This window comes from Burkholderia pulmonis (assembly GCF_984667975.1).
Genome location: NZ_OZ480187.1, coordinates 2527905 through 2551716, shown reverse-complemented (window position 1 = coordinate 2551716; position 23812 = coordinate 2527905). Strand labels below are relative to the sequence as shown.

23 protein-coding genes are annotated in these 23812 nt (G+C 67.2%); 14 read left to right on the top strand and 9 right to left on the bottom strand.

Annotated elements, in window-relative coordinates; all coding sequences use genetic code 11:
- Positions 1-99 precede the first annotated feature (99 nt).
- Both AC5LXK_RS28105 and AC5LXK_RS28100 read left to right on the top strand, forming a co-directional pair.
- Positions 100-1017 carry a LysR family transcriptional regulator gene (locus AC5LXK_RS28105; protein WP_493391910.1) on the top strand — a complete coding sequence of 306 codons (918 nt, stop codon included), beginning with the start codon at positions 100-102 and terminating at the stop codon, positions 1015-1017.
- A 109-nt stretch (positions 1018-1126) separates the two neighbouring features.
- Entirely contained in the window at positions 1127-1924 is a 798-nt protein-coding gene (locus AC5LXK_RS28100; RefSeq protein WP_493391909.1) for an alpha/beta fold hydrolase, read from the top strand.
- Positions 1925-1961: 37 nt separating this feature from the next.
- Here AC5LXK_RS28100 and AC5LXK_RS28095 read toward each other — a convergent pair whose 3' ends face one another.
- The 3 genes from AC5LXK_RS28095 to AC5LXK_RS28085 all read right to left on the bottom strand — a co-directional run bounded on the left by AC5LXK_RS28095 (position 1962) and on the right by AC5LXK_RS28085 (position 4782).
- A complete protein-coding gene (locus AC5LXK_RS28095) occupies positions 1962-2315 on the bottom strand; it encodes a hypothetical protein (RefSeq protein WP_493391908.1) in 354 nt (117 codons plus the stop codon).
- Between the two features lie 177 nt (positions 2316-2492).
- Positions 2493-4001 (bottom strand): PqiB family protein, encoded by a 1509-nt coding sequence (locus tag AC5LXK_RS28090; RefSeq protein ID WP_493391907.1) that lies wholly within the window; start codon positions 3999-4001, stop codon positions 2493-2495.
- 118 nt (positions 4002-4119) lie between these two features.
- On the bottom strand, positions 4120-4782 hold the full coding sequence (locus tag AC5LXK_RS28085; RefSeq protein WP_493391906.1) for a DUF3313 domain-containing protein: 663 nt from the start codon (positions 4780-4782) through the stop codon (positions 4120-4122).
- Between the two features lie 388 nt (positions 4783-5170).
- Between AC5LXK_RS28085 and AC5LXK_RS28080 the strand changes: the two genes are divergently transcribed.
- Positions 5171-5782: a TetR/AcrR family transcriptional regulator gene (locus AC5LXK_RS28080; RefSeq protein WP_493391905.1), complete on the top strand. Its 612-nt coding sequence runs from the start codon at positions 5171-5173 to the stop codon at positions 5780-5782.
- 114 nt (positions 5783-5896) lie between these two features.
- Here AC5LXK_RS28080 and AC5LXK_RS28075 read toward each other — a convergent pair whose 3' ends face one another.
- Positions 5897-6517, bottom strand: coding sequence for a TetR/AcrR family transcriptional regulator (locus AC5LXK_RS28075; RefSeq protein ID WP_493391904.1), 621 nt, complete (start codon positions 6515-6517; stop codon positions 5897-5899).
- A gap of 95 nt (positions 6518-6612) precedes the next feature.
- Here AC5LXK_RS28075 and AC5LXK_RS28070 point away from each other — a divergent pair, with 95 nt between their 5' ends.
- Entirely contained in the window at positions 6613-7854 is a 1242-nt protein-coding gene (locus AC5LXK_RS28070; protein WP_493391903.1) for a glycosyltransferase, read from the top strand.
- Positions 7855-7869: 15 nt separating this feature from the next.
- On the opposite strand, the gene hutC is transcribed toward AC5LXK_RS28070, so the two are convergent.
- The 3 genes from hutC to AC5LXK_RS28055 all read right to left on the bottom strand — a co-directional run bounded on the left by hutC (position 7870) and on the right by AC5LXK_RS28055 (position 10322).
- A complete protein-coding gene (hutC, locus tag AC5LXK_RS28065) occupies positions 7870-8565 on the bottom strand; it encodes a histidine utilization transcriptional repressor HutC (RefSeq protein ID WP_309290942.1) in 696 nt (231 codons plus the stop codon).
- 182 nt (positions 8566-8747) lie between these two features.
- Positions 8748-9875, bottom strand: coding sequence for a porin (locus tag AC5LXK_RS28060; protein ID WP_493391902.1), 1128 nt, complete (start codon positions 9873-9875; stop codon positions 8748-8750).
- A gap of 132 nt (positions 9876-10007) precedes the next feature.
- Positions 10008-10322: a hypothetical protein gene (locus tag AC5LXK_RS28055; protein WP_493391901.1), complete on the bottom strand. Its 315-nt coding sequence runs from the start codon at positions 10320-10322 to the stop codon at positions 10008-10010.
- 332 nt (positions 10323-10654) lie between these two features.
- Here AC5LXK_RS28055 and kdpF point away from each other — a divergent pair, with 332 nt between their 5' ends.
- Positions 10655-10735, top strand: a complete 81-nt coding sequence (kdpF, locus tag AC5LXK_RS28050; protein ID WP_063623159.1) for a K(+)-transporting ATPase subunit F — start codon at positions 10655-10657, stop codon at positions 10733-10735.
- Here the strand turns inward: kdpF and AC5LXK_RS28045 are convergent.
- Positions 10705-10875, bottom strand: a complete 171-nt coding sequence (locus tag AC5LXK_RS28045) for a hypothetical protein (protein ID WP_493391900.1) — start codon at positions 10873-10875, stop codon at positions 10705-10707. The two genes, kdpF and AC5LXK_RS28045, sit on opposite strands and share 31 nt — an antisense overlap.
- Between AC5LXK_RS28045 and kdpA the strand changes: the two genes are divergently transcribed.
- The 9 genes from kdpA to AC5LXK_RS28000 all read left to right on the top strand — a co-directional run bounded on the left by kdpA (position 10874) and on the right by AC5LXK_RS28000 (position 21307).
- A complete protein-coding gene (gene kdpA, locus AC5LXK_RS28040) occupies positions 10874-12577 on the top strand; it encodes a potassium-transporting ATPase subunit KdpA (protein ID WP_493391899.1) in 1704 nt (567 codons plus the stop codon). The genes AC5LXK_RS28045 and kdpA overlap by 2 nt on opposite strands.
- A 10-nt stretch (positions 12578-12587) precedes the next feature.
- The gene (gene kdpC, locus AC5LXK_RS28035; protein ID WP_493391898.1) at positions 12588-13289 is read left to right on the top strand and encodes a potassium-transporting ATPase subunit KdpC; all 702 of its coding nucleotides are present in this window, start codon (positions 12588-12590) and stop codon (positions 13287-13289) included.
- A 56-nt stretch (positions 13290-13345) separates the two neighbouring features.
- Positions 13346-15394 carry a potassium-transporting ATPase subunit KdpB gene (kdpB, locus tag AC5LXK_RS28030; protein WP_493394077.1) on the top strand — a complete coding sequence of 683 codons (2049 nt, stop codon included), beginning with the start codon at positions 13346-13348 and terminating at the stop codon, positions 15392-15394.
- Between the two features lie 80 nt (positions 15395-15474).
- A complete protein-coding gene (locus AC5LXK_RS28025; RefSeq protein ID WP_493391897.1) occupies positions 15475-17160 on the top strand; it encodes a DUF4118 domain-containing protein in 1686 nt (561 codons plus the stop codon).
- Positions 17157-17879 carry a response regulator gene (locus AC5LXK_RS28020; protein ID WP_493391896.1) on the top strand — a complete coding sequence of 241 codons (723 nt, stop codon included), beginning with the start codon at positions 17157-17159 and terminating at the stop codon, positions 17877-17879. Before AC5LXK_RS28025 ends, AC5LXK_RS28020 begins: the two co-directional genes overlap by 4 nt.
- 281 nt (positions 17880-18160) lie before the next feature.
- The gene (locus AC5LXK_RS28015) at positions 18161-18934 is read left to right on the top strand and encodes an ABC transporter substrate-binding protein (protein ID WP_493391895.1); all 774 of its coding nucleotides are present in this window, start codon (positions 18161-18163) and stop codon (positions 18932-18934) included.
- Positions 18935-19106: 172 nt separating this feature from the next.
- Complete coding sequence (locus tag AC5LXK_RS28010) at positions 19107-19796, top strand: ABC transporter permease (RefSeq protein ID WP_493391894.1); 690 nt, start codon at positions 19107-19109, stop codon at positions 19794-19796.
- Positions 19793-20506, top strand: coding sequence for an ABC transporter permease (locus tag AC5LXK_RS28005; RefSeq protein WP_493391893.1), 714 nt, complete (start codon positions 19793-19795; stop codon positions 20504-20506). Before AC5LXK_RS28010 ends, AC5LXK_RS28005 begins: the two co-directional genes overlap by 4 nt.
- Positions 20507-20539: 33 nt before the next feature.
- Positions 20540-21307 (top strand): ABC transporter ATP-binding protein, encoded by a 768-nt coding sequence (locus tag AC5LXK_RS28000; protein ID WP_493391892.1) that lies wholly within the window; start codon positions 20540-20542, stop codon positions 21305-21307.
- 71 nt (positions 21308-21378) lie between these two features.
- On the opposite strand, the gene AC5LXK_RS27995 is transcribed toward AC5LXK_RS28000, so the two are convergent.
- Complete coding sequence (locus AC5LXK_RS27995; RefSeq protein ID WP_493391891.1) at positions 21379-23700, bottom strand: PA14 domain-containing protein; 2322 nt, start codon at positions 23698-23700, stop codon at positions 21379-21381.
- Positions 23701-23812 lie beyond the last annotated feature (112 nt).

Below are 23812 nucleotides of genomic sequence, written 5' to 3'. Positions count from 1 at the left end.
CGGACGGGTGACGCGTGGCGGTTGGCGCCGCCTGCGGTATCGTGACGACATCGTCCGGCCGGGGTTGCGCGCCGGATCGCTGTCCGGGAGGCATCGAACATGGAGTTGAGACACCTCCGCTACTTCGTCGCAGTGGCCGAAGAGCGGAATTTCACGCGGGCGGCGGAACGGCTGCACATCGCGCAGCCGCCGCTGAGCCGGCAGATCCAGCAGCTCGAGGAGGCGCTCGGCGTGCCGCTGTTCGAGCGCAATGCGCGGCCGCTGAAGCTGACCGATGCGGGGCGTTTCTTTTATTCGCACGCGGTGCAGCTGCTCGCGCAGACGACCGAGCTCGAATCGATGACGAAGCGGGTCGGCAAGATCGAGCGCAGCATGTCGGTCGGTTTCGTCGGCTCGACGCTGTACGGGATGCTGCCGAAGATCATCCGGCGCTTTCGCAGCGAATATCCGGCCGTCGAGCTGAGCCTGCACGAGATGTCGACGATGGACCAGATCAAGGCGCTGAAGGAAGGGCGCATCGACGTCGGGTTCGGGCGCATCCGTCACGAGGATCCGAGCGTGCGGCGCGTCGTGCTGCGCGAGGAGCGGATGATCGTCGCGCTGCCGGTCGGCCATGTGCTCGACAGCGCGAAGCCGGTGCTGTCGCTGCACGATCTCGTGAACGACACGCTGATCATCTTTCCGAAGGCGCCGCGCCCGAGCTATGCGGACCAGGTGCTCGCCGCGTTCCACGATCGCGCGCTGCAGCCGCGCAGGATCTACGAGACGCGCGAGCTGCAGATCGCGCTCGGCCTCGTCGCGATGGGCGAGGGCGTGTCGGTCGTGCCGCACAGCGTGTACGGGCTGAAGCGCGACGACATCAGCTACAAGCCGCTCGACGATCCGAATCTCGTGTCGCCGATCATCATGAGCATGCGGATGCTCGACGAATCGGAGGACATCCGCGCGATGCAGGCGCTGATCTACCGGCTGTACGACGAATCGCAGATGGAGTACCTGCCGCCGCAGCCCGAATGAACGCGCGGGCGGTAGGGGCTTGCTTGACGCTGCGCGCGCCGGCGGGCCACCATGCCCGGATTCAATGCGGCCGCCGACGTGCGGCCGCTTTCATGCAGACGACCGACACATGACCGATATCGTGACCGAGGAGACAACCGTCGAGACGCCGCAAGGGCGTCTCTTTGCGAAACGCTGGCGTGCGCAACCGGCGCACGATGCGGCCGCGCCCATCGTGCTGCTGCACGATTCGCTCGGCTGCGTCGACCTGTGGCGCGATTTCCCCGCGCAACTCGCCCGTGCCGCGCAACGCGACGTGATCGCCTACGATCGTCTCGGCTTCGGCCGCTCCGATCGTCATCCGGGGCAGCTCGGCACGACGTTCGTGCGCGACGAGGCCGATCATGCGTTCGCGGCCGTGCTCGAACAGTGTGGTGTCGATGCGTTCGTCGCGTTCGGGCACAGCGTCGGCGGCGGGATGGCGGTGGGCTGCGCAGCCGCGCATCCGGATCGTTGCCGCGCGCTCGTGACGGTCGCCGCGCAGGCGTTCGTCGAAGATCGCACGCTCGCCGGCATCCGCGACGCGGGGCAGCAGTTCGACGAACCGGGGCAACTCGACCGGCTCGCGCGCTATCACGGCGACAAGGCCGAATGGGTGCTGCGCGCGTGGGTCGACACGTGGCTGTCGCCGGCGTTTCGCGACTGGAATCTCGACAACGAACTGCCGCGCGTGCAATGCACGACGCTCGCGATTCACGGCGAAGACGACGAATACGGATCCGACGCGCATCCGAAGCGGATCGCCGCGCGCGTCGCGGGGCCGTCGTCGTTCCTGTTGCTCGCCCGATGCGGGCACACGCCGCATCGCGAGCGGACGGACGACGTGCTGGCCGCGATCGCGACGTTGCTGCGCGACGCGGGCGCCTGAGCGCCCCGGCAACCGGCGGGCACTTGCCCGCCGGCCGTCAGAACGCGAGCTGGATCGCGAGATCGACCGCAAGCAGCGCGATCGAGCAGCCGATACCGAGAATGACGTTCGGCAGCCGGTGCTCGAAATCGCGATGATCCTTGCGCATCGCGGCGCCGAGCAGGAAGATCGCCTCGATGACGATCTGCAGCCCGACAAACAGCAGCATCAGCAGATACTCGTAGCCCATCTGCTTGAACGCGGCGAATTGCATCCCGTGATCGCGGATCCACTGGCCGACGCGCAGCAGTTCGTAAACGAACAGCAAGGCAGGAAACAGGTAGCTGATGAAGTAGGTCGGCGCGGTGGCGTGCCGTAGTTCGAGGTGGAAGTGCTGATGCGTGGTAGCCATCACAACCCTCCTTGCAACGCATGATTGCGGTCGCGACGGCGGCGCGATCACGTGCAAACGACGGGATGGCCCGAGGCACAGTGCGCAGCCGTACGTCATCAGCATACTGCTGCGCGGGAAATTTGGCATGCGGTGCGTGCGTTCGTCGTAAAAATGTGTGTACGCCGCGCGACGCGCTCATTGCGCCGCACTGGCCGGATGCGGGGCGCCATCGGGCTGCGTGACGCCCGATACGGCCGGCAGCAACCATTCCGGATGTTGTTCCAGATCGTCGGCCAGCGCGCGCAACGCGCTCGACGTGCGCGCGAATTGCGTCAGTGTGCGGCGGAGGTTCGATGCGTTCGCACCCTCTTGCCGAAGCATGGCCTGCGCGGTCGCGAAGGCCTGGCGTGCGGCGCCCAGCGCATCGCGCGTTTGCGGCGCGAGCTCGGTATCGAGTCGCGCGAACAGCGCATCGGTGTTCGCGAGTGCGGCGTTCAGGTGTGTGCCCATCCGGTCGAGTGGCAATCGGGAAAGCGTACCGACGATGTCGGCAATCTGGTCGCGCAGCACGTCGAGCGTGCCGGGCACGGTCGGTAGCGCAATCGGCTCGCGATTGGTGTCGACCGACGCGGGCGGCGCGTGCGGAAACATGTCGAGCGCGACGTACGACCGGTTCGCGACGGGATTGCCGATGCGCAACTGGCCGCGCAACCCGCGTGCGACGAGCGTGTGCAACAGTGCCTTGCCGGCGGCGGTGTCGCCGTTGCCGAGTACGTCGCGATAGCGCTGCCCGAGGCGATCGGGGTAGAGCGCCATCGTCACGCGCATCGTGACGTCGCCGCGTGCGGCGTCGTATTCGGTGCCGACGGCCGTCACGTTGCCGAGTTCGATTCCGCGAAAATCCACCGGTGCGCCGACCTCGAGACCACGCAGCGAGCGGTCGAACCGCATCACCACGGGGGCGGCCGGTGCGTTCGGCGTGCGCATCGCGTCGATTTCGTCGTCGGCCACGCGAAAATGCGCGCCGTCCGGCGCTGCGGCGATCGCCGTGTGCCCGGGTGGCGATGCGAACGCGAGCGCGCCGGCGAGCAGCGCGGCGATCGACGGCGTGCCGAGCTTCATGCCGCCCGCGTCGAGCTGCAGGCCGAGGCCGCCGGCCTGCCACCAGCGCGCGTCGACGTCGACGTATCGATCGAACGGCGCGGCGACGAACACGTCGATCGACACGCCGTGCCCGTCCGCATCGAGCGCATATCCGGTGACCTGGCCGACGCGTGCGCGCCGGTGATAGACCGGCGAGCCGATCGCGACCGAGCTGAGCGACGTCGCGCGCAGCGTGTAGTGACGGCCGCCGTCGTCGGTAACGGGAGGGGAATCGAGCCCGGTGAACGTCGCGCATGGTTCGCGCGAACGGCCAAGGGCGGCGGCGACATAGGCGCCCGACAATACCGAATCGAGACCGGAGAGGCCGCCAGGCCCGATGCGCGGCCTCACGATCCAGAAGCGCGTGTCGGCCACGGCCAATGCGTGTGCGTCGGTGTCCAGCTGCACGTCGACCATCACGTCCGGTTGTCCGCGCGTTGCGCGAATGCGCGTGACGCGGCCGACTCCGACGTTGCGCAGCCGCAGTGTCGACCGGCCGGCTTCCAGTCCGTCGGCGGTCGCGAATGCGATGGTGAGCGTCGTCCCGCGGCTGCCGCGCAACGGGGCACCACATGCAAGACAGAGCGCCGCGGCCGCGAGCGGAACGATCCAGAGGACCGCCGCGCGCGGCCAGCGGGCACGCCAATGCGCGAGCCGCGCCAGCGCGTGCCGACGGCGCTCAGTCGAATTGCGCGACGAGCGCATCGGCACCCTTGTCGATGCCGGTCTTGGCTGCGCCGAGCGCGCCGAAACTCGCGCCGATGTTCATCGCATTCGGATACTGCTTCGTCACGTAGGCGTTGATCAGCCGGTTCGTCGATGCATCGCGGATCTCCACCGCGTAGATGACCGAGCCCGTGAACGCGCCTTCGCGGCCGCGGATCGCCTGCACGCCGTTGTACACGTTGCCCGCGAGATCGAAATGCGCGAAGGCGCCGGCAAACGTCGTCGTCGTCACGGCGCCTGTCAGCGTCAGCTTCACGCGCAGCGTGCCGGGGCCCGGCGTGCTCGTCAGTTCGAAGCGCTTGCCGAGCTTTTTCGCAAAGGTGTCGCCCATGTAGGCGGCGAGCGTCGACTTGTCCTGGTCGGTCAGGTTGCCGAACTGATGATCTGCGCCGCGATAGACGGCTACCGGATCGAGGATCAGCTTCCGGTACGTGTGCCAGTCCGCCGGCAGTGCGTAGCGGTAGGGCACGCGGCCGGACGTGTCCTGCGGATCGCTGCGCAGGTACGGCGACGATTCGATGCCGCTGTAGCGGGCGGGCTGCACGCCGGCGCATCCGGCGAGCGCGACGCAAAGTGCGGCGTTGAGCAGGTGGCGGGGCTTGATCGATCGGTTCATCTGACTCTCCGGGTCGTGGTTCGCGCCGGTGGAGCCGGTGCGAAGGGTCGTGCAACAGGGCGGCGGCGCCGCTCGGGGTTATGAAAAAAACCAACCAGACGGTTTGTTTATAGGGTGCAATGCGCGCATGGAAAACGGCGGCGCAAGCCTTCCGGCAACGGCTGCCGGCCGGACCGCCGCGCCACGGGCGGCGCTCGCGCCGTGTCATGCGGTGCGCGGCGCGAGCCCGTCATCCGGCCAAGGCCGATGCGGGAGCCGATCGTAGCACCGCCGTTTTCGGATGTAAACCGACCAGGCGGTTTGTTTGTGATAGACTCCGCGCACTTCCTTCATACGATCGCGCCGGGCGGCGCGGCCGCATGGCGTCACTCCATACCGGGGACAGTTCATGGACAACCCGACGCGTTCCGAGCGAACGCGCACTGCCGCGATCCAGGCGGCGCTCGCGATCCTCGAGCGCGACGGCCCGGGCAAGCTCACGTTCGATGCGATTTCGCGCGAAAGCGGGATCAGCAAGGGCGGGCTGATGCATCAGTTCCGCACGAAGGGCGACGTGCTGAACGCGCTGATGGAACATCAGCAGGACACCTACCAACGCTTCCAGCGCGACTATCTGGCCGTGCGCGATCCGGGCGAAACACAGCCGACGCTGTCCGCGCAGATCGCGACGATGCGCGAAGTGATCGACCAGCAGCCGTCGGCGGCGCTGGCGATCATGGCGGCGCTGGTCGACGATCCCGCGCCGCTGCAACGGGTGCGGGAGACCGATGCCGAGAACGTGAAGCGCATCACGGCCGAATCCGGCGATCCGGATCTCGCGCTGTTGCGATGGAAGGCGGCGTGGGGCCTCGCGCTATCGGCGATGTTCGGGCTGTGCCCGCTGTCGGCCGACGAGCGCGCCAGGCTGTTCGACCGGCTGCTCGACGAGACGCAATGGCCGTCGGGCGGCGATGCCGCGCAACGCGGTGCGCCGGCCGCGCAAGCGGCACGGAAAAAATGAAACGCGCGTTCGTCGCATGCGGTGCGGCGGTCGCCCGTTTCGGGCGCTCGCTGCTCGCGGTCCTGCTCGGGCGCTTGTGAGTTTGTCAGCGCATGACGCGACCGTATGTGCGCGTCAGCCCTTCGCTTCCGCACCTTCGATAAAGAGTTTCGCGACCGACTGAAACTCCCGTTTCAGCGACAGCCCCGGCACGGTCAGCCAGCGCAGCATCGCCGCGAGATACAGGTGGTGGAACCAGGTCGCGAGCTGATCGGCTCGCAGCGTGCCGTTCAGTTCGCCGGCCTGCTGCGCGACGGCAATCAACTGCTGCCACACCGGCGCGATATCGCTGCCGTTCTCCCTCCCGCTTTCCGGTTCGACCGCACCGATGCTCATGAAGCGATGCCGCAGATACGCGAGCAGGTACGCGGGATGCTGCTCGCACCACGCGGCCGATGCGTCGAGCACGCAGCCGATGCGCGACGCGAAGGTCTTGCGTCGCGCAACGTCCTGCTGCAGATGCGCGAGATCGCGCGCGAGCTCGCCTTCGAGCCAGTGCGCGAGCACGGCTTCCTTCGTCGGGAAATGGTTGTACAGCGTCCGCTTCGCGACGTCGGCCTCGGCGGCGATCTGCTCCATCGTGACGGCTTCGTAGCCGTGCGCATCGAACAGGCGCGCGCCGGTGGTGGAGAGATGCGCGAGCATCTGGATGCGCTTGCGCGCGCGGCGGCCCGGATCGTCGGCAGAAATCGGCATGACAGGCGGAGTGCATGAAAGTGTACGAATTGCATTAGTATACGACGTGCACTTTTATGATTCCACCCGTTTCCGCCGTGCACGAGGAGTCTTGCATGAAGCTCGTCATTGCCACCTACGGCACCGAAGGCGACACGCGCCCGCTCGCGGCGCTCGGCCGCGCGCTGATGGATGCCGGCCACGATGTCCGGTTGCTTGCCGACGCCGCGACGCTCGGCTCGACCGCCGCGCTTGGCGTGCCGTCGGCGCCGCTGTCCGGCGATATCCGCCGCGCGATCGCGCCCGAAGGCGTGTTGGCCGATGCGGTGCGCGGGCGCGGCGGCTTCAACGACACATCGAAGGCGCTCGCGGCGATCGCGAATGCGAATACCGCCGCATGGATGCGCGAAATCGCCGACGCGTCGGCCGGTTGCGACGCGATCCTCGTGTCGGGGCTCGCGTCGTTCGTCGGGCTGTCGGTCGCCGAGTATCGCCGTGTGCCGGCGATCGGCACCGGCATGATCCCGATCACGCCGACCGCCGGATTCGCGTCGCCGTTCCTGCCGCCCGGAAAGCTGCCGCGCTGGCTGAACCGCGCGAGCCACCGGTTCGTGAATGCGCTGCTGTGGCGGGCGTTCAGGACGTCGACGAATGCGGCGCGCGCCAGCGTATGCGGGTTGCCGCCGCGCAAGCACGTGTGGACCGATCATCCGATGCTCTATGGCGTGTCGCCGGCGCTGCTCTCCGGGCCGCCCGACTGGCCGTCGAATGTGCGCGCATGCGGCCAGTGGCGGATCGATGCGCACGCATGGGCGCCGCCGCCCGAACTGTCGGCGTTTCTCGACGCGGGCGATCCGCCCGTGTACATCGGCTTCGGCAGCATGGCCGGTTTCGACCGTGCGGCGATGGCCGACGCGCTGACCCATGCGCTCGCCGGCCGGCGCGCGCTGTTCTATCCGGGCTGGAGCGGCATCGATGCGTCGATGTTGCCGGCACACGTCCGCGTGATCGACGACACGCCGCACGACTGGCTGTTCCCGCGCGTGTCGATGGCGATCCATCACGGCGGGTCGGGCACGACGCATTCGGCCGCACGGGCCGGCATTGCGTCGGTCGTCGTGCCGTTTGCGGGCGATCAGTTCTTCTGGGCGAACCGGCTGCAGCGGCGCGGCGTTGCCGATGCGCCGGTGGCGGGGCGGCGCGTGGAGGCGGCCGCGCTGGCGCGGGCCATCGCGTTTGCGGAACGGAGCGAGACGACGGCGCGCGCGGCGGAACTCGGCGCGCGCATCGCGCAAGAGGAAGGGTTGAAGCTGGCCGTCAATGCGATCGAGCGGTGGGGGCAGCCGGGCGCGCGGTAAGCCCGCGCACCGACATCAGAAATGCCCGGTGAACCGGTAACGGCTGCCCGGGTGCCACAGATTGGCGACCGATGCGACCATCCCCTGTGACCACGTGCGCCGATGCAGCAGCAGGCACGGTTCGCGGTCGTCCATCGTCAGGTGGCGGCGCGTTTCGGCGTCGGGCATCGCGGCCTCGATCCGGTATTCGACGCGCTGGAGCGGCGCGACGCGCGTCAGGTACTGGTTCGGCGTCGTCGTCGTGAAGTCCTGCAGCGCGTATTCGGGCGCACAGGCCGGATTGACCCAGCGTTCCTCGAGTTGCACGGGCGTGTCGTTCTCGAAATGCAGCACGCGCGAATGGAAGATCGGGCTGCCGGTGTCGAGCTGCAGCTCGTCGGCGAGCTTCGTGTCGGCGACGGCCGCGCCGACCTGCAGCACCTGCGCACGATAGCCGTGCCCGCGCGCGGCGACTTCGTCCGAGATGCTGCGGATCGCGACGAGCGTCGATTCGTACTTCGGCGACGCGACGTACGTGCCCGAGCCGCGCGTGCGCGTGAGCACCTGTTCGGCCGTCAGCTCGCGCAGCGCGCGGTTGACGGTCATTCGCGCAACGTTGAATTCGCGTGCCAGCTCGTTCTCCGACGGCACCTGGTCGCCTTCCGCCCATTCGCCGGCATGAATGCGCGCGAGGATGAAGTCCTTGATTTCCTGATAGATCGGTGTGGTCATGGGATCACGATTCCAGAGTCGGCAGCGGCCCGCCGCCGAATGCCGATCCGGTGCGCGCCCGGCGCCGAGTGTACCGGTTTCGCGGGCGCGCAGGCCCGGATTCCCCGAATGATCCCTGTTCGGCCGGCGCGCGTCCATGCGGGATTGCACAGAGCGGCCGGCCTGCGACGGCCGGCGCGCGGTCAGAACCGATGCCGGATGCCGACCGTCCCGACCACTTGCGTGTTGTTCGACGAAGCCGCGAGCCCCGTGACGTTCGCGAACCCGAGCGTCGCGCCCGCCGGCACGCCGAACTGGTGCTGGTACACGGTTTCCGCATACACGTCGGTGCGCTTGCTCAGCGCGTAGTCGGCCATCAGCGTTACCTGATGCCATTTCGGCCGGTGGCTGCCGGCTGCGTCGTCGTAGCGGCCGTCGGTGAACGTATAGGCGCCCGCGAACGAGACCGCCGGCGTCAGCGCATAGCGCGCGTTGACCTCGAAGTTGTCGAAGCGCAGCGCATTCAGCGTGCCCGGCAGCGACGAGGCGGCGGTTTCGTCGAACATCGAATGCGTCCACAGCGCGCCGACCGTCAGCCGGTCGAACGCATAGCTGCCGCCGGCGCCCATCACGCGCTGGCGCACGGCCGGGAAGTTCGGCCCGTCGTTGGTCGACAGCGCCCCGCCGGCCGTCAGCCCGCCGCGGTTGAGTTGCAGGTACGCGGCGCCGAGGCTGACGGGCCCGTTCGCATACGACACGCCTGCGCTGTACGCGCGGTTGTTCGCGAAGCCGCCGGCCGCGTTGCTGAACCCGTAGAGGCCGCCGAACTGCCAGCCGGCGAGCGTCGGGCTCGTGTATTTCACCGCGTTGTCGATGTAGAACGAATCGTCGATGTTGTCGTTGTCGAACGGATGCGCCGCGAGGTTGTTGCCGTCGCCGTTGTTCGCCATCGCGAGCGGGCCGAGATAGTCGACCACGGCGTCGTACTGGCGGCCGAGCGTCAGTGCGCCGTACCGGTCGCTCTGCAGGCCGACGTATGCGCGGCGGCCGAACATCGTGTTCCGGTAGGACTGCGTGCCGTTGTTCAGGTTGAAGCCGTTTTCGAGGCGGAACAGCGCATGCAGGCCGCCGCCGAGATCCTCGTTGCCGCTCAGGCCGAAGACCGTATTCGACAGCAGGCCGCTGCCTTGCTGCCATGCGCTTTTGCCCGACTGGTTGTTGGTATAGGCGATACCGGCATCCAGCATCCCGTAGAGCGTGACGCTGCTTTGCGCATGCGCGGCGGCGCCGAAGAATGCGAGGGAGAGGGTACCGACGACTGCTTTTTTCATTGCATGTGTTTCCTGGAAAGGCCCGTTGCGACGGGAACGACGATTCGCCGCACGTGTCCGTGCGGACACGCGCGTTCGAATCGATGAAAGGGGGAGCGCGTGACGTGCGTCACGCGCGGTGGCGGACGCCGGCTAGTGCTGCAGCAGGCGGATCGTGCCGAATTCGGCGGCCGGCAGCAGGCGGAGGATCGACAGGATCGCGGGCGACGCCTGCGACCGGGCGACTTCCAGCTCGATGCACGCGCGCCCGGTGCGGTTGTCGATCGCGGCCGTATAGAAATTGAGCGCGGCGCCGACGGCCTGATGCAGCCTGCGGCGCACGGCCGCGAGGTTGTCCGATTCGACGCGGATCGACAGCAGCACGAGTTCGTCCGCGGGGAGCCGGCGCCGCACGCGAACGGGCGGCAGATCGTATGAAGCAGTGGATTCGGTTCTGGTCGGTTTCATGCTTTCATCCCCGGGTCGCATCGCACTCCGCACCGCGGAGATTGCGTCTTGGACATGGCGCCCATTTTAAGAATCGCGGCGGCGATACGGTGTATAGACTCGCACTGGCCCTGAAAAGAACGCATAAAAACGCCTGCCGGATGCCCGTCGTCTTTACAGCTTTTTTATTCCCTGTAAAGAAATTGAACACCGCTTTGATACGTGGATTTCTACACTGTCGCATCCCATTCGCCAGATGAGCATGGGGGCGTCATCCGGGCCGTGCCGACACGGCAGGCCCGCTGCGCCGACGATCGCGCGGCATTGCCGCGCATACGAAAAAGGGGAAAGCCATGTTGTGGATCACCGGCGCGCTGTCGCTCGCGCTCTTTATCTATCTGTTTCATGCATTGATCAAGCCCGAGCGGTATTGATCGGCGCGATTCAACAGGAATTCGAAACTATCGGTGGATGTCATGAGCGATCTGCTTTTCATTCTGTTCACGCTCGCGTTCTTTGTATTGACGGCGGGTTTCATCACCGGCCTTGACCGGATCTGAGCGAGCGTCGACATGTTCAACAATCTCATTCAATTCGCGATCGTTCTCGCGATCATGCTGGCGCTGGTGCCCGTCGTCGGGAAATGGCTCGCGCACGCCTTCACGAGCCCGCGCCACGCGTGGGTCGAACGCCGGACCTATGCGCTGCTCGGCGTCAATCCCGACGAAGCGATGTCGTGGCAGCGCTACGGGATGGTGCTGCTGCTCAGCAACGCCGGGATGATGCTGCTCGGCTACCTGCTGCTGCGCATCCAGGACGTGCTGCCGTTCGATGCGCTGCAGCGCGCGTCGCAAAGCCCGGACCTCGCGTTCAACACGGCCGCGTCGTTCATCACGAACACGAACTGGCAGGCGTATGCGGGCGAAAGCAGCCTGTCGAACTTCTCGCAGATGGCCGTCATCACGTTCCTGATGGTGGTCAGCGCGGCGACCGGCGTCGCGGCCGCGGGCGGCTTCATCCGCGGGCTGAGCCGCAAGAGCGCGGCCGACATCGGCAACTACTGGGTCGACTTCACGCGCGTGACCTATCGTGTGCTGCTGCCGCTCAGCTTCGTGATGGCGCTCGTGTACGTGTGGCAGGGCATGCCGCAGACGCTCGCCGCCGACGCATGGGCGACCACGCTCGAAGGCGCGCGCCAGCAGATCGTGATGGGGCCCGTCGCGAGCCTCGAATCGATCAAGCACATCGGCACGAACGGCGGCGGCTTCTTCAGCATGAACGCCGCGCATCCGTTCGAGAACCCGACGCCGCTCACCAACACGCTGCACATGCTGTCGATGCTGCTGATCCCGTCCGCGCTGACCTATGCGCTCGGCACGATGATCAGCCGGCGCCGCCAGGGCTGGGTGCTCCTCGGCGCGTTCGTCGTGATGTTCATCGGCTTCCTCGCGGTGATCTATTCGGCCGAGCAGCACGGCAACCCGCTCCTGACCGGAATCGGCGTCGACCAGCAGATGAGCGCCACGCAGCCCGGCGGCAACATGGAGGGCAAGGAAATGCGCTTCGGCATCGCGCAGACGAGCCTGTTCGCGACCGTCACGACGGCGGCGACCACCGGCTCGGTCGATGCGATGCACGACTCGCTGACGCCGCTCGGCGGACTCGTGCCGATCGCGCAGATGATGCTGAACAACGTGTTCGGCGGCGACGGCGTCGGGCTGATCAACCTGTTCACGTTCGCGATCCTCACGGTGTTCCTCGTCGGGATGATGATCGGCCGCACGCCGGAGTTCCTCGGCAAGAAGATCGAGGCGCGCGAGATGAAGTTCGTGATGCTCGCGGTGCTCGCGCATCCGTTCAGCATCCTCGGCTTCACCGCGCTGGCCGCGATGCTGCACTCGACGATGGACAGCCTCGCGAACCTCGGCCCGCACGGCTTCAGCGAGGTGCTGTACGCATACACGTCGGGCACGGCCAACAACGGGTCCGCGTTCGCGGGGCTGAACGCGAACACACCGTTCTTCAACACGACGATCGGCTTCGCGATGCTGATCGGCCGTTACCTGACACTGCTGCCGATGCTGGCGGTCGCGGGCAGCCTCGCCGCGAAGAAGGGCGTGCCGGAAAGCGCGGGCACGCTGTCGACGTCGACGGGCCTGTTCGCCGGCCTGCTGGTCTTCGTGATCCTGGTGGTCGGCGGTCTCACGTTCCTGCCTGCGCTCGCGCTCGGCCCGGTCGTCGAGCACCTGCTGATGTCGGGCGGCCAACTGTTCTGAGGGAAACATCATGATTCAAGGCAATCGCCAGGCAGCGGCCGCCGCCGCACCGGCACCCGGTTCTTCGTTCGGCGCGGCGACGCGCGGCCTCGTCCGGCCCGTGATCGCATCGTCGGTACTGTTCATGCTCGTCACGGGGCTCGCGTATCCGCTGCTCACCACCGGCGTCGCGAACGTGCTGTTTCCGGCGCAGGCGCGCGGCAGCCTCGTGCAGCGCAACGGCACGACGATCGGCTCGGCGGTGATCGGGCAGAACTTCACGCGCGCCGGCTACTTCCATGGGCGGCCGAGCGCGACGACCGGCACCGATCCGGCCGATCCGTCGAAGACGGTCGACCAGCCGTACAACGCGGCCGGCAGCGGCGCCAGCAACCAGGGCGCGACCAGCAAGAAGCTGCTCACCGACATCACGCAGCGCGTACGGGCGTACCGGCAGGAGAACGCACTCGCCGACGGCACGCCGGTGCCGGCGGACGCGGTCACCGCGTCCGCGTCGGGGCTCGATCCCGAGATCTCGGTCGCGAACGCACGGCTGCAGGCGGCGCGGGTCGCCCGTGCGCGCGGCGTCGATGCCGCGCAGGTCACGGGGCTGGTCGAGCGCATCGCATTGCCGCGCCAGCTCGGCGTGCTCGGAGAACCGCGCGTGCGCGTGCTCGACCTGAACCTCGCGCTCGACCGCGCGTTCGGCCAGGCGGCCGGCGCGAAGCAATAGCAGGAATCACGGAGTCACTCATGTCCCATATCGAAACCCCGATCAACCCTGCGGCCATGCCGGTCGGCGCGGTGCCGCCGATGCGCTGGACGGCCGTGCTGCGCGAGGCGTTCCGCAAGCTCGCGCCGCAGGTGCAGTTGAAGAACCCGGTGATGTTCGTCGTCTATCTCGGCAGCATCGTCACGACCCTCCTGTGGCTGCAGGCGCTCACGGGCACCGCCGACGCGCCGGCCGGCTTCATCTTCGCGGTCGCGTGCTGGCTGTGGTTCACCGTGCTGTTCGCGAACGCAGCCGAAGCGCTCGCCGAAGGGCGCGGCAAGGCGCAGGCCGATGCGTTGCGCGCGGCGCGCAAGCGCGTGTACGCGAAGGTGCTCGACGAACCGAAGCGATACGACAGCACGAGCCATCGCGTGCCGAGCGACGAGCTCGCGGCCGGCAGCATCGTGCTCGTCGAGGCCGGCGACACGATTCCGGCCGACGGCGAAGTGATCGACGGCGTCGCGTCGGTCGACGAGTCGGCGATCACCGGCGAATCCGCGCCGGTGATCCGCGAGTCGGGCGGCGATTTCTCGTCGGTGACGGGCGGCACGCGCGTGCTGTCCGACTGGATCATCGTGAAGATCACCGCGCAACCGGGCGAAGCGTTCCTCGACCGGATGATCGCGATGGTCGAAGGCGCGAAGCGCGGCAAGACGCCGAACGAGATCGCGCTGACGATCCTGCTCGTCGCGCTGACGCTCATCTTCCTGCTCGTGTGCGTGACGCTGCTGCCGTTCTCGCAGTTCAGCGTGCTGTTGAACGCGTCGGGCTCGGCCGCGAGCCTGACCGTGCTGATCGCGCTGCTCGTGTGCCTGATCCCCACGACGATCGGCGCGCTGCTGTCGGCGATCGGCATCGCGGGGATGAGCCGCATGATGCGCGCGAACGTGCTTGCGACGTCGGGCCGTGCGATCGAGGCGGCCGGCGACGTCGACGTGCTGCTGCTCGACAAGACCGGCACGATCACGCTCGGCAACCGCGAGGCCGTGCAGTTCCGTCCGGCGCCCGGCGTGGACGAGCGCGCGCTGGCCGAGGCCGCGCAACTGTCGTCGCTCGCCGACGAAACGCCCGAGGGGCGCTCGATCGTCGCGCTCGCGAAGCAGCGCTTCTCGCTGCACGTGGCGGCGGCCGACGGCAGCATCACGGTGCCGTTCAGCGCACGCACGCGGATGAGCGGCCTCGATATCGGCGAACGCCAGGTGCGCAAGGGCGCGGCGTCGGCGATCCGCGCACACGTCGATGCGCTCGGCGGCGTGTTTCCGCAGGCGGTCGAGACGGCCGTCAACGACATCGCGCGGCGCGGCGGCACGCCGCTCGTCGTTGCCGACGGCTCCACGGTGCTCGGCTCGATCGAGCTGAAGGACATCGTCAAGCACGGGATCGGCGCGCGCTTCGCCGAGCTGCGCAAGGTCGGCGTGAAGACGGTGATGATCACCGGCGACAACCGGCTCACCGCGGCCGCGATCGCGGCGGAAGCCGGCGTCGACGACTACCTCGCCGAAGCGACGCCCGAAGACAAGCTGCGGCTGATCCGCGAGCACCAGGCGAAGGGCCATCTCGTCGCGATGACGGGCGACGGCACCAACGATGCGCCGGCGCTGGCGCAGGCCGACGTGGCCGTCGCGATGCACAGCGGCACGCAGGCGGCGAAGGAGGCGGCCAACATGGTCGACCTCGACAGCAACCCGACGAAGCTGATGCAAGTGGTTGAGGTCGGCAAGCAGATGATCATGACGCGCGGCGCGCTGACGACGTTCAGCGTCGCGAACGATCTCGCGAAGTATTTCGCGATCATCCCGGCCGCGTTTGTCGCGACGTATCCGGCGCTCGGCGCGCTGAACGTGATGGGGCTGCACAGCCCGACGTCGGCGATCCTGTCGGCGGTGATCTTCAACGCGCTGATCATCGTCGCGCTGATTCCGCTGGCGCTGAAAGGCGTGAAGTATCGCGCGGAGCCGGCCGAGAAGCTGCTGAGCCGCAACTTGCTGATTTACGGCGTGGGCGGGATCATCGCACCGTTCATCGGCATCAAGCTGATCGACATGCTGTTGACGCCGTTTATCTGACCGAACGCGCCGTCGCGGCCCCGCTCACGCCTTCCCGGCGTGCGCGGGGCCGTTCGGCGTTTCAATTGCCGGAAGCGATCATGGATGTGAATGTGGACGTGAACGAAGCGAATCGACGGGCGAGGGCGCCGCTGGAACCGCGTGCGGGCCACGACCGCTGGCGCCGCGTGCTGCGCGCGTGCGCGGCGATGGCCGACCGCATCGCGGGCGCCGGGCCCGACACGCAGCCCGCGCTGGCCGTGCGCGAAGCGCATCCGCGCACGCACGTGTGGGTGTCGCGGTACGCGGTGCCGCTGCTGCTGGCCACGCTCGTCTGCGCGCTGGCGACGCTCGCGGCGAGCGCGCTGTTGCGCGTGTTCGACCTGTCGAACGTCGTGATGCTGTTCCTGATGACCGTCGTGCTGATCGCGCTGCGGCTCGGCCGGCTCGCCGGCGCGTGGGCCGCGTTCGTCTGCGTCGGCTGCTTCGACTTCTTCTTCGTCGAGCCGAGGCTGTCGTTCGCGGTGTCCGATACGCAGTACGTGTTCACGTTCGCGTTGATGCTTGCCGTCGCGCTCGCGATCGGCCAGCTCGCGGCGCGGCTGCGCGCGGAGGCCCGCGCCGCACGGGCGAACGAGAAGCGCTCGGCCGCGCTCGCGCGCGTCGCGCACGACCTGTCTGCCGCGATCGAGACCGAGCAGATCGCGTCGATCTGCACCGGCACGATCGCGCCGCTGCTCGGCGTGCGCGTCGCGCTCGTGCTGCCCGATGCGGATGACCATCTGATGCCGGCGCGGCACCCGCGGTTCGTCGAAGCGCCGATTGCGCGCTGGGTCTACGAGAATGCGCGCTGGGCCGGATGCGGGATGCCGCCGTTCGAGCGTGCGGCCGCGCAATACCTGCCGCTGAAGGCGCCGATGCGCGTGCGCGGCGTGCTCGTGCTGTTCGGCGATGCGCAGCCGGTGCCGACCGATCCCGACGATCGCCGGCTGATCGACGCGCTGTGCTCGTCGATCGCGATGGCGCTCGAACGCGTGCACTACGTCGGCGTCGCGCAGCACACGCTGGTCCGGATCGAGGGCGAGCGCTTGCGCAACGCGCTGCTCGCCGCCGTGTCGCACGACCTGAAGACGCCGCTCACCGCGATCCGCGGGCTTGCCGAGACGCTGGAGCGGCCCGAGCGTCTCGCGCAAGGGCAGCCGGCCGCGCTTGCGCACGGCATTCGCAACCAGGCCGAGGCGCTGCACGGGCTCGTCGTGAACCTGCTCGACCTTGCGCGGATGCAGAGCGAAGGCGTGCGGCTCAATCGCGAGTGGCACATGCTCGACGAGATCGTCGGCAGCGCGCTCGCGCATTCGGCCGGCGTGCTGGCCGGCCGCGACGTGAGCGCCGATTTGCCGGCCGACCTGCCGCTGATCGATGTCGATGCGTTGCTGATCGAGCGCGTGCTGATGAACCTGCTCGACAACGCGTCCAAATACGCGGGCGCGGAGGCCGCCGTCGCGATACGCGCACGTGTGTTCGGCGAGACGCTGTACGTGTTCGTCGAGGATGACGGGCCCGGTTTCATCGCGCGCAACACCGAGCCGCTGTTCGAGCCGTTCGAGCGCGAACGCAAGGAATCGTCGATCAGCGGCGTGGGGCTCGGGCTCGCGCTGTGTCGCAGCATCGTCAACGCGCACGGCGGCTCGATCCGCGCGGTGCCGCTCGATCCGCACGGCGCGCGGTTCGAGATTCGCCTTCCGCTGGGCGCGCCGCCCGACATCGAACACGAGAGCCGGACATGATCAGATCGCGCGTACTTATCGTCGAGGACGAAGCGGACATTCGCCGCTTCGTGCGGATGGCGCTGGAACAGGAGGGGCTCGACACCTGCGAGGCGTCGACGGCCCGCGAGGCGCGGATGTATGCGTCGAGCAGCAAGCCCGATCTCGTGATCGTCGATCTCGGGCTGCCGGACGACGACGGCAAGACCTTCATCCGCGAATTGCGCGAATGGTCGACGGTGCCCGTGATCGTGCTGTCCGCGCGGCAGCAGGAGGTGGAGAAGGTCGCGGCGCTCGACGCGGGCGCCGACGATTATCTGCCGAAGCCGTTCGGCGTGCCCGAGCTGCTTGCGCGGGCGCGGGCGCAGTTGCGGCGCGCGGCGTTCGTGTCGGCCGACGGGCAATCGTCGTCGGTCGTGCGGTTCGGCGACGTGACCGTCGATCTCGGCCGGCATGAAGTCGCGCGTGGCGGCGAGCCGGTCCATCTGACGCGTCTCGAATTCCGGCTGCTCTCCGCGCTGATCCGCGCGCGCGGCGGCGTGGTCGCGGCGCGGCAGCTGCTGGCCGAAGTCTGGGGCATTCACGACGCGGATCGCGCGCACTACGTGCGCGTGTACATGACAAACCTGCGGCAGAAGCTCGAACCGGTGCCCGCACGGCCGCGGCACCTGCTGACGGAGTTGCAGTTCGGCTACCGGCTGGTCGGTCTGGAAACGGTCGGTGCCGCGCGTGAGGTATAGACAGGCTGCGTGCGTCGCCCGGCTGCTTCCATACGTGACGAGAAAGCCAAAATTCAGCGTCGTGTAATCGATAATTAATTGAAATATAAGGAAAATCGCGGTTTGCGCCCCTATTCCGCCGACAATTAGAGATAAACACGGATTGCTGGCGATGTTCCTGAAAAGGCAAAGTTGTATGTACAACTTGGAGCGTCGCCGAAAGGGGCGATTTCCGGGTTGGAAGGGTTCACGGCGGGCTGTCCGACCGGAACCCGGCCCAGTTCGCCTCTGACAGGAACGCCATGAAGAAACTCGCGCTCAGTATTGCCCTTGCCTGCATCGCGGTCGGTGCCCACGCCAAGGATTGGTCGACGATCCGGTTCGGCGTCGACGCCAGCTACCCGCCGTTCGAATCGAAGGACGCAAGCGGCAAGGTCGTCGGCTTCGACGTCGATCTCGGCAACGAGATCTGCGCCCGCCTGAAGGCGAAATGCGTGTGGATCGAGAACGACTTCGACGGGATGATTCCGGCGCTGAAGGCGAAGAAGTTCGACGGCGTGCTGTCGTCGATGTCGATGACGCCGGCGCGCGCCGAGCAGATCGCGTTCTCCGACAAGCTGTTCAACACGCCCACGCGCCTCGTTACGAAGAAGGGCGCGAACCTGCTGCCGACGGCCGAATCGCTGAAGGGCAAGTCGGTCGGCGTCGAGCAGGGCACCATCCAGGAAACCTATGCGAAGACGTACTGGGCGCCGAAGGGCGTGCAGGTCGTGCCTTACCAGAACCAGGACGGCGTGTATCAGGACCTGATGTCGGGCCGCCTCGACGCGGCGCTGCAGGACGCGGTGCAGGCCGACATCGGCTTCCTGAAGACGCCGCGCGGCGCGAACTTCGAATTCGCCGGCAAGGACATCGACGATCCGAAGACGCTCGGCAACGGCGCGGGCATCGGCCTGCGCAAGGACGACGCCGACCTGAAGGCGAAGCTCGACCATGCGATCGCCGACATCATCAAGGACGGCACGTACAAGAAGATCGAGAAGAAGTACTTCGCGTTCGACGTCTACGGCGGCTGACCCTCCATGCGGCGCGCACCGGCTGTGGCGCGCCGCGTTTGTTGCCGGGTGCAACCCGTGTCGCGAGATGCGCCCGACTTGATGAGCAGGGTGCATCAGGTAGTGCGCAGATATCGTTTGATGCGCGGTTATTGGCTATTGACACTCCAGCCACATCGCTCTGGATCCCCCTATGATCTTCCAAGGATTTGGCCCGCTGCTGTGGGCCGGCACGGTGGAAACCGTGAAGCTCGCGGTGCTGTCCCTTGCCGCGTCGCTCGTACTGGGCCTCGTCGGCGCGAGCGCGAAACTGTCGACGAATCGCGTGCTCAAGTCGGTCGGCACCTTCTACACGACGCTGATCCGAGCGGTGCCGGACCTCGTGCTGATGCTGCTGCTGTTCTACGGGATCCAGATCCTGCTGAACAACTTCACCGACATGCTCGGCTGGGACCAGATCGACATCGATCCGTTCGTGGCCGGCGTCATCACGCTCGGCTTCATCTACGGCGCGTACTTCACCGAGACGTTCCGCGGCGCGTTCCTCGCGGTGCCGCGCGGCCAGCTCGAAGCGGGCTTCGCGTACGGGATGAGCGGCTGGCGCGTGTTCCGCCGCATCCTGTTCCCGCAGATGATGCGCTTCGCGCTGCCGGGCATCGGCAACAACTGGCAGGTGCTCGTGAAGGCCACCGCGCTGGTGTCGATCATCGGCCTGGCCGATGTCGTGAAAGCGTCGCAGGACGCGGGCAAGAGCACGCTCGATTTCTTCTTCTTCACGCTGGCTGCGGGCGCGATCTACCTCGCGATCACGACGGTGTCCAACCTCGTGCTGCATCACCTCGAGAAGCGTTATTCCGTCGGTGTCCGGAGGCTCGCACTGTGATCGAAATCGTCAGCCAGTACTGGCAAAGCTATCTCTATACCGACGGCTACCGCTTCAGCGGCCTCGCGATCACGCTGTGGCTGCTGGTCGTGTCGATCGCGCTCGGTTTCGCGCTCGCCGTGCCGCTCGCAATCGCGCGCGCGTCGTCGAACCGCTGGGTCTCCGGCCCCGTCTGGCTCTATACGTACGTGTTCCGCGGTACGCCGCTCTACGTGCAGCTGCTGATGTGCTACACGGGCATCTACAGCCTGCAGGTCGTGCACAACCACGTGCTGCTCGACACGTTCTTCCGCAACGCGATGAACTGCACGCTGCTCGCGTTCGTGCTGAACGAATGCGCGTATGCGACGGAGATCTTCGCGGGCGCGATCAAGTCGACGGCGGCCGGCGAGATCGAGGCCGGGATGGCCTACGGGATGTCGCGCTTCAAGCTCTATACGCGCATCATCCTGCCGTCCGCGCTGCGCCGCTCGCTGCCGAGCTACAGCAACGAAGTGATCCTGATGCTGCACGCAACGACGCTCGCGTTCACGGCGACCGTGCCCGACATCCTGAAGGTCACGCGCGACGTCAATTCGGCAACGTACATGTCGTTCCAGGCCTACGGCATTGCCGCCATGCTGTACGCCGTCGTCGTGTTCACGCTCATCTGGGCGTTCCGCAAGCTCGAGACGCGCTGGCTCGCGTACCTCTCGCCGCGCAGCCATTAACGCATCCGCAAGATTCGCAAGGAAGGACCCAGCATGTACAAGCTTACCGTTGACAACCTGCACAAGAAGTTCGGCGACAACGAGGTGTTGAAGGGCGTGTCGATGAAGGCGAAGGCCGGCGACGTGATCAGCATCATCGGCTCGAGCGGCTCCGGCAAGAGCACGTTCCTGCGCTGCATCAACTTCCTCGAGCAGCCGTGCTCGGGGCAGATCACGATCGGCAGCGAGCCGATCCAGACCACGCGCGACCGCAACGGCTCGCTGCGCGTGGCCGACCAGAAGCAGTTGCAGCGGATGCGCACGAAGCTGTCGATGGTGTTCCAGCACTTCAACCTGTGGGCGCACATGACGGTGCTCGAGAACGTGATCGAGGCGCCGATGGCCGTACTCGGGATCGGCAAGGACGAAGCGATCGCGCGGGCCCGCAAGTACCTGGAGAAGGTCGGCCTCGCGTCGCGCGTCGAGGGCATGTATCCGGCACACCTGTCGGGCGGCCAGCAGCAGCGTGTCGCGATTGCCCGCGCACTCGCGATGGAACCGGAGGTGATGCTGTTCGACGAGCCGACGTCGGCGCTCGATCCGGAGCTGGTGGGCGAAGTGCTGAAGGTGATGCAGAAGCTCGCCGAGGAAGGCCGCACGATGGTCGTCGTCACGCACGAGATGGGCTTCGCGCGCAACGTGTCGAATCACGTGATCTTCCTGCATCAGGGGAAGATCGAGGAAGAAGGCGATCCGCAGGAGATTCTCGTGAATCCGAAGAGCGAGCGGCTCGGGCAGTTCCTGTCGGGGCGGTTGAAGTAAATCAGCGGGCGGTTTTTGCCTCCACGCCCGTGATGCCGTTGCGGTTTCACGGGCGCTGAGGCGTACAACGCTTACTGTTGCGCGAGCGCCTCCGTCAAAGGCCGCTGCGCGACGCGCACCAGATTGTCGCGGCCCGCGCTCGGGCTTGCCCATTGCAGATGCATGCTGGCCGGCCCGCTCGCATGCACGTACTCGACGCGGATCGGCACGTTCCGCTTCTGCGACAGGTGGATGCGGCCCTTCGCGGTCGCGAGCCCCGGCTGTTCCTTGTCGATCACCTTGCGGCCATCGATCCACACGCGCGCGACGTTGTCGCTCGTCACGCTGAACGTGTAGTTGTCGGCCCTCGGAATGTCGAGCGCGCCGGTCCAGCGGATCGCATAGTTCGTCGCATTCATCCCCTTGGACGCATCCGGCGAATCGGTGCCGCGCTCGGTGTTCAGGTCGAAATCGACCAGCGGCGTGATCGACGAGAATACCGGCGTCGTGAACGTCGTGTCGTTGTAGTACGTCGCATTGAGCACGCGCAGCCGCGAGCTGAACGCGCTGGCGAGCGCCTGCACCTCGGCCGTGCTCCACGGGTGGCCGTCGGGGTAGAGCGTGCCCTGGAACGGCGTCGCCGGCTCGACGGTCGCCGGTGCGGAGGCCGTCTGCCCCCAGTGGAAGCGCGTATTCGTGCGGCCGATCATCAGTTCCCACACGAGGAAGCCCGTCTTGCCGCCGTAGGTGGACGCGATGCCGGCCATCGTCTGGCCGGCCTGGCCGCCCGGCCAGCCGCGCTGCAGCGTTTCCGAATTCAGGCTGTCGAGCAGGCTCGGCGGCAGCGAGTAGTCAGGCGTCGTCGCGTTGATCGCGTACGGGTGGAACGCATGGAAGTCGGAGAAGTAGTCGCCTTCCGGCTCCTGCACGTTCGGCGAATTGATCGGCTGTGTCGCGCCCGCATTCAGGATCGCGATGCGGGCGTCGTTCATCATCAGCGCGCGCGTCGGCTGCAATGCGCCGTTGCCGCTGCAGCCGGGCTCGTTCATCGGTTCCCAGTACAGGATGCGCGGGTCGTTGCGGTGCGCGGACACGAAATCGGCGATGTAGTGCTGCAGGTCCTGCTTGTAGGTGGTCGACGCGCCGGCCGCGATCGGCTGCAGGTACTGCTGCTCGACCGATTGCCCGGGCGACTGCACCCAGCGGCTGTTGTGCACGCCGAAGATCGGCGCAGGCTGCGGGCCGTACGCGGGATCGACGTGCCAGCAATCGTCGTAGAAGATCGGCGCGACCTTGAGGCCGTGGCGCGCGGCGATCCCGAGCAGGCTGTCGAACTTCGCGAGGAACGCGTCGCGGTCGTTGACCCAGTTCAGGTAGTGCAGGTACACGGTGATCGTGTTCATCCCGTACGTCTGCGCGTAGTCGAGCTCGCGGTCGACGGTCGCCGGATCGTAGTTCTCCCAGAAATCGATCGCGTTGACGGCATTCCACGGGTTGTACACGGCGCCGACCACGCGCGAGAAATCGTAGGATTTCGGCGTGACGTCCGGATAGCGGCTCACGGTCACGTTGCTGAACGCGACGCTCGCGCCGAAGCGGCGCAGCCCGAACGCACCCGCGCGCAGTGCGGTCGTCAGGCCGCTCGTCGCGTCGTTGATGCTGATCACCTGCGTGCCGTCGACGTACACGTCGATCGCGTTGTTGCGCGTGACGACCTTCAGGTGATGCGTGCTGCCCGGCACGATCGCAGGCGCCGGGTAGTCGATGAAATCGGTCCAGTTGTTCTGCTCGCGGCCGACCTGCACCACGTGGCGCACCGCATCGAGCCCGATGTAGTAGCCCGTCAGCGCGTCGGTGCCGACCGTCGGGTTCGTCACGTGCACGATGAAGCCTGCGTTCGCGGTATTCGCGCCCGGTGCCGGTGCGCCGATCGTGACGTCCGCTTCGTACGAAGCATGCCCGTACGCCGGATGCTGCGCGTTCGTGACGAGCTTCGCGCCGTCCGTGCTCGTGCCGTCGATCTGGATCGTGTTCGCACCGCTGCCGGTCCAGGCCGGGCCGTACGTATCGAAATCGGCGAGCGTCAGCGTTTGCGTGTCGGTCGCGACGGGCGGCGCGGGCGTGGCGTAGGGCGGCACACCGCGCGATGACACGCGTAGCGCAGGCGTCGGCCCCGGCAGGCCGAGCGTGACGAGCTGGTTCGGGAAATGCGACGGGCCGCCGTATCCCGTGTTCATGAAATCGCTGGACGCGGCGGCGTTGGCGGCAGCGGCGCCGTCGCTCGATGCGGCATCGACGGACGCACGCGCGGTGAGTGCCGATGCGGAGGGGGCGGACGAATCATCGCCGCCGCACGACGCGAGCAGGACGACGACGGCCAGGGCGGCAGGCTTGAGACGAGACGTGATAGTCATTCTGGACTCCGGATGAATGAGGAGAAGCGGACGACTGGTGACTCGATGCGGATGAAGCGGTGTCCGGACAGGAAGCGTCGCGGGACGGTAGGCGTGTGAGGTGCGGACGGGC